This is a genomic window from Microbacterium sp. (genome assembly GCF_035554235.1).
In the GTDB taxonomy this organism is placed as follows: Bacteria; Actinomycetota; Actinomycetes; order Actinomycetales; family Microbacteriaceae; genus Microbacterium.
Map to the genome: position 1 here is coordinate 1 of NZ_DATMIO010000234.1, position 4,549 is coordinate 4,549.

Annotated in this window: 4 protein-coding genes, 2 tRNA genes and 1 pseudogene; 2 read left to right on the plus strand and 5 right to left on the minus strand. The window is 69.3% G+C overall.

Annotated features, from left to right (window positions below; all coding sequences use genetic code 11):
* Window positions 1-1,200, plus strand: a 1,200-nt coding sequence (locus VNT50_RS12105) for an HNH endonuclease family protein (protein WP_325485373.1), incomplete at its 5' end; no start/stop codon positions are given.
* A gap of 39 nt (window positions 1,201-1,239) precedes the next feature.
* Here the strand turns inward: VNT50_RS12105 and VNT50_RS12110 are convergent.
* Window positions 1,240-1,313 (minus strand) — tRNA-Ile (locus VNT50_RS12110).
* A gap of 77 nt (window positions 1,314-1,390) precedes the next feature.
* Complete coding sequence (locus VNT50_RS12115; RefSeq protein WP_325485376.1) at window positions 1,391-2,368, minus strand: DMT family transporter; 978 nt, start codon at window positions 2,366-2,368, stop codon at window positions 1,391-1,393.
* 66 nt (window positions 2,369-2,434) lie between these two features.
* Here VNT50_RS12115 and def point away from each other — a divergent pair, with 66 nt between their 5' ends.
* Window positions 2,435-3,001 carry a peptide deformylase gene (gene def / locus VNT50_RS12120; protein WP_325485374.1) on the plus strand — a complete coding sequence of 189 codons (567 nt, stop codon included), beginning with the start codon at window positions 2,435-2,437 and terminating at the stop codon, window positions 2,999-3,001.
* A gap of 104 nt (window positions 3,002-3,105) precedes the next feature.
* On the opposite strand, the gene VNT50_RS12125 is transcribed toward def, so the two are convergent.
* The 3 genes and pseudogenes from VNT50_RS12125 to VNT50_RS12135 form a co-directional block, all read right to left on the minus strand.
* A tRNA-Asn gene (locus tag VNT50_RS12125) sits at window positions 3,106-3,178 on the minus strand.
* A gap of 53 nt (window positions 3,179-3,231) precedes the next feature.
* Window positions 3,232-4,005 (minus strand): ATP-binding cassette domain-containing protein, encoded by a 774-nt coding sequence (locus tag VNT50_RS12130; protein WP_325485375.1) that lies wholly within the window; start codon window positions 4,003-4,005, stop codon window positions 3,232-3,234.
* Window positions 4,006-4,038: 33 nt separating this feature from the next.
* A pseudogene (locus VNT50_RS12135) lies at window positions 4,039-4,549 on the minus strand (DNA primase); the annotation flags it as partial.

Consider the following 4,549-nt stretch of genomic DNA (forward strand, 5'->3'; position numbering starts at 1 on the left):
GGGGTGTACGACGCGTTCCGCAACGAGTTCCCGCGGCTGGAGCTGGCGACGCTGCGCAGGCATGCGGCCGAGTGGCGGGACTATTCGGAGGTCTACCGCACGCTCCTTGACCCCGCGCACGAGCGCGACGAAGAGATCGCGCTGCAGCTCGGTCACATCAACACGTTCGGGCGAGGCATGTACCCGCTCGTGCTGCGCGCCTACCGCGACTACGCGCGCGGTGAGGTGGACAAGTCCGCCCTGATATCGACCCTCGAGCACATCCAGTCGCTGCTCCTTCGCAGGACCGTCGTCGGGATCGGCAACGATCGGCTCGTGGCGCGACTGTGCCGCGCGCGCGAGGAGGGAGCCGAAAGCCTCGTGCGCGCGATCGCCCGGGTGACGCCATCGGACGAGCGCGTCCGTGTGGCGCTGAAGTTCGGGGAACTCCCCCACCCCCGGTACGTGCTCGGGCGGATCGCCGGCGTCGTCGCCCGGGCGGACCTCGACGTCGAGCACATCTTCCCCCTCGCGCCCGGCGACGGCTGGAGCGGCGACGGCGTGCGTGAGTGGGCCGACTACGGCGACGACGAGCAGAACAGCCACCGCGCCCTCGCACCGACGCTCGGCAACCTCGCACTGCTCGAAGAGCCGCTCGCGGAGCGCGCGCTCGACAAGTCGTTCGTCGAGAAGCGGGCGCTCTACGCGCAGAGCGGCATCCCCGCCACGAGTGCACTCATCGATGTTCCCGCGTGGGGCACGTCCGCGATCGCCGAGCGCACGGTGCGGCTCACCGACGCCTTCCTTCGCGTCTGGGCGCGCCCGGCCGTGGTCGGCATCGACGACGACGGGCTCACCCCGATCCTCGATGCGCAGCGGCGCAGGGGCTGGCCACGGGGCTGGCAACGGGAGTTCGAGTATGTCGAGTACCGCGGCGAGCACTGGGAGGTCTACGACGTCAAGCACCTCTTCAACCGCATCTTCAAGCGACTCTGGGCCGACGCCCGAGAACCCGTCGTCACGTTCAGCACAGGCCGCGGCGGCCCGATCTACGAGGCGCAGTCCTGGAACGGGCAGTGGGACGAGCTGGATGACGAGCACTCGCTCTACATGGGCTGGGACGCCAAGTACATGCTGACCGCTGTGCAGGACGTGCTCGACGAGGCCGGCATCGCTTCCGAGGTGTTCGTGAAGTACTCGTACATCGGCGCCGCGATGTAGTCGAAGGGGGCCGCCCTCCTGGGCGGCCCCCTTCCGTCGTGGGGCGGGTGGGACTTGAACCCACGATCGTCGGGTTATGAGCCCGCTGCCTTGACCAGCTTGGCCACCGCCCCGCATCGGTTTACGAGCCTACCGCTAGCGGCGGGTGAGGCGACGTCGATGAGGGACGCCTCGTGGTCGAGGTTGCGCGTCAGACCGGGGGTGCGGTCGGCGGCAGGCCGTCACTGCCGCGCGAGATGGGCAGTTCCTGACTGTCGCTGACGATCTGCGGGTGATACCGCGCGAGCTGGATGACGCCCCACACGGCCACCGCGCCGAAGATCACGAAGCCGATGACGGCCCAGAGCGGGGCGGCCGCAGCCTCGCCGAGCACCAGCACGCCGATGAGCACGGCGACCATCGGGTCGACGACGGTGAGTCCGGCGATGACGAGGTCGGGCGGGCCGGACGAATACGCGGTCTGCACGAAATAGGCGCCCGCGGCCGTGCCGAGGAGGAGCGCGAGCAGGCACGCGAGCGTGAGCCACTCGAAGTCGCCGGCCTGCAAGCGCTTGATGACGACCTTGGCGAGGGTCGCGACGAAGCCGTAGATGATGCCGGCGCCGAGGATGTAGAAGAGGGCGCGCATGCGCTTGCGCAGGAAGAACCACAGGAGGGCGAGCACGACCATGACCACCGAGAGGATGGCCAGGATGATGTAGAGCTGTCGCTCGGTGACTTCGTTCTCGGTGGCGAAGAGCGCGGCGACTATCACGAAGAAGAAGATGCCCCCCACGCACGCGACGATGGCTGTGACCGACTTCCGGGTCGGTGCGTGTCCGCTCACGCGCGCATTGAGCAGGGTCGTGATGACGAGCGCGATCGCGCCCAGCGGCTGCACGACGATGAGCGGCGCCACCGCCAGCGCACCGAGCTGGCAGATGATGGCCATGCCCAGCATGATCGTGCCGACCACCCAGGACGGCCTCGTCAGCAGCCGCCCGAGCTGTCCGGCGGTGAGCCCTGAGGTGCCGTCCTGACCGCTCAGCCGCTCGACCTTGGCGACCCCGCGGTGCTGATACTGCGCGCCGAACGACATGAAGACGGCACCGGCGAGGGCGAGCGGGATGCCGAGGAGCAGACCGGGGTTCTGGAAGACGCCCACGAGATGATCGCTCACGTCCTCCACTACGCTGCCCGCGTGCCAAATCACCCTCCGACACTACCTGCACCCCTCTCCCGCTAGGCTCAAGGCGTGGCCGTTCTGCCGATTCGCATCATGGGAGACCCGGTGCTCCATGCCCCCGCGGACGCCGTCGAGGAGGTCACGGATGAGGTCCGCACGCTCGTCGCCGACATGTTCGAAACGATGGATGCCGCCCCCGGTGTTGGCCTCGCGGCCCCGCAGGTCGGGGTTGGGCTGCGCATCTACACCTACAGCTACGCGGACGACGACGGAGAGCCCTGGCGCGGCGTGCTCATCAATCCGGAACTGTGGATGACCCCCCTCGTGCCGGGCGATCCCGACCCCGACGACGAATCGGAGGGATGCCTGTCGTTTCCCGGCGAACGGTTCCCCCTGCGCCGCTCCGACCGCGTCCTCGTGACCGGGACGGACCTCGAAGGCGCGGCGATCCGCATCGAGGTCGACGGATGGCGCGCGCGCATCATGCAGCACGAATTCGATCACCTCGACGGGGTGCTCTACATCGACCGCCTCGATGACTCCGACTGGAAGACGGTGCAGAAGATCGCCCGCAAGCGCGGCTGGGGTCGACCCGGGGCGGCATGGACGCCCGGCATCGACGACGTCGAAGCCTGAGGTGACAGGACCCGAGGGTCATCGGCGCGGGTGCGGAAGAGAAAAGGCCAGGGGTGGAAGCCCTGGCCTTAGATGAGAGCCGCGCAGATGACGCGGGATTCTCGCTCCCCGGCTTGGACTCGAACCAAGAACCTATCGGTTAACAGCCGATTGCTCTGCCAATTGAGCTACCGAGGAAAATGCCCACCTGAGCGGGCAACTCGAACAGCTTAGCAAATACCAGACTCCCCTTACGACGCGAGCACGTGGTGCTCAGCCTCGGCACTCGGGGTCCACATCAGCTCCGAGCCATGCCCCTGCGCGATGACATGGCCGCCGCGCATGACGAGCACATCGGCGTTCAACTCGCGGGCGAAGTCGGCATCATTCGTGACGAGGAGCGCCGACATCCCGTTCGATCGGCCGCGACCGACGATCGCGTCGTACACGACGTGCCGCACCTCGAGGTCGAGGCCCGCGAGAGGCTCGTCCGCGATGAGGATGCGCGGCTGCAGCACGAGCGCCCGCGCGAACGCGACACGTTGGCGCATGCCCGCGCTCAGTTCGTACGGGAACTTGGCTGCCGCCCCGAGCGGCAGCTGCATCTCGTCGAGCAGGGTCGCGATCCGCACCGCGAGGGCGCGCGCGTTGACACGGCGATCCCGGCTCGTGATCGGCTCGCCGATCACCTCTCCCACCGTCATGCGGGCGGGCAACCGCGCCCCGGCGCCCTGCGCCACGAAACCGACCTGATAGAGCCACTGCCGATGCGCGCGACCCGGGCGGCGGGCGGAAATGCCCAGCACCTGCGCGTCTCCCCCGACCACGGTGAGCCCGGCCTCCGCGGAGCCGGCCAGGACGGCGGCGAGCGTGGACTTGCCGGCCCCCGTCGGGCCCATGATCGCGAGCGCCCCGGCATGCGGCAGGGTGAACGACACGCCGTCGACGGCGCGCGTCCCCCCGGCGTACGCCATGCTCACATCCGAGCATCGGATGGCGACGTCGGGCTCCTGGCTGCGTGGCATGCCCTCATCCTCCCGCGAATCGGAGGCGGCGCGCTACTGCTCGGCGAGCAGGCGCTGCCGCTCGGCGTCGAGATCGCGCAGGCGCACCCGCACGTCCCGGCCCTCGGACGAATCGGCGGGCACTCGCTGGACGGCGCCGAGCAGCTCGTTCTTCTCGCGATCGAGGGACCGGACGATGAGGTTGCGCGCGAGTTCGCCCGTGACGGCCACGGCTCCGCTCTCATCGCTCGCCGGGAGCGGACGGGCGAGAAGTTCCCCGGCGAGGGTCCGGTACGGCTCACGCACCGCCTCGATGGTGGTCATCGCCCAGCCGGGGCGCGACGGGTCAGGCACCTCGGCTACGGCCGCGCGGATCGCCTCGAGCCCGGGATGCCGGAACGGAAGGGCCACGGCGCGGGCGAACAGCTCGGGATCGATGCGATGTCCGTACTGCAGGAACCCCGTCAGGGCGTCACGCTCGAGGGCGACGTCATGGTGCTTCGGCAGGGTGGCCAGGGTGACTCGTTCGAGCGCGGTCCCCGCATCCGCCCCGTCGGCGGGTTCG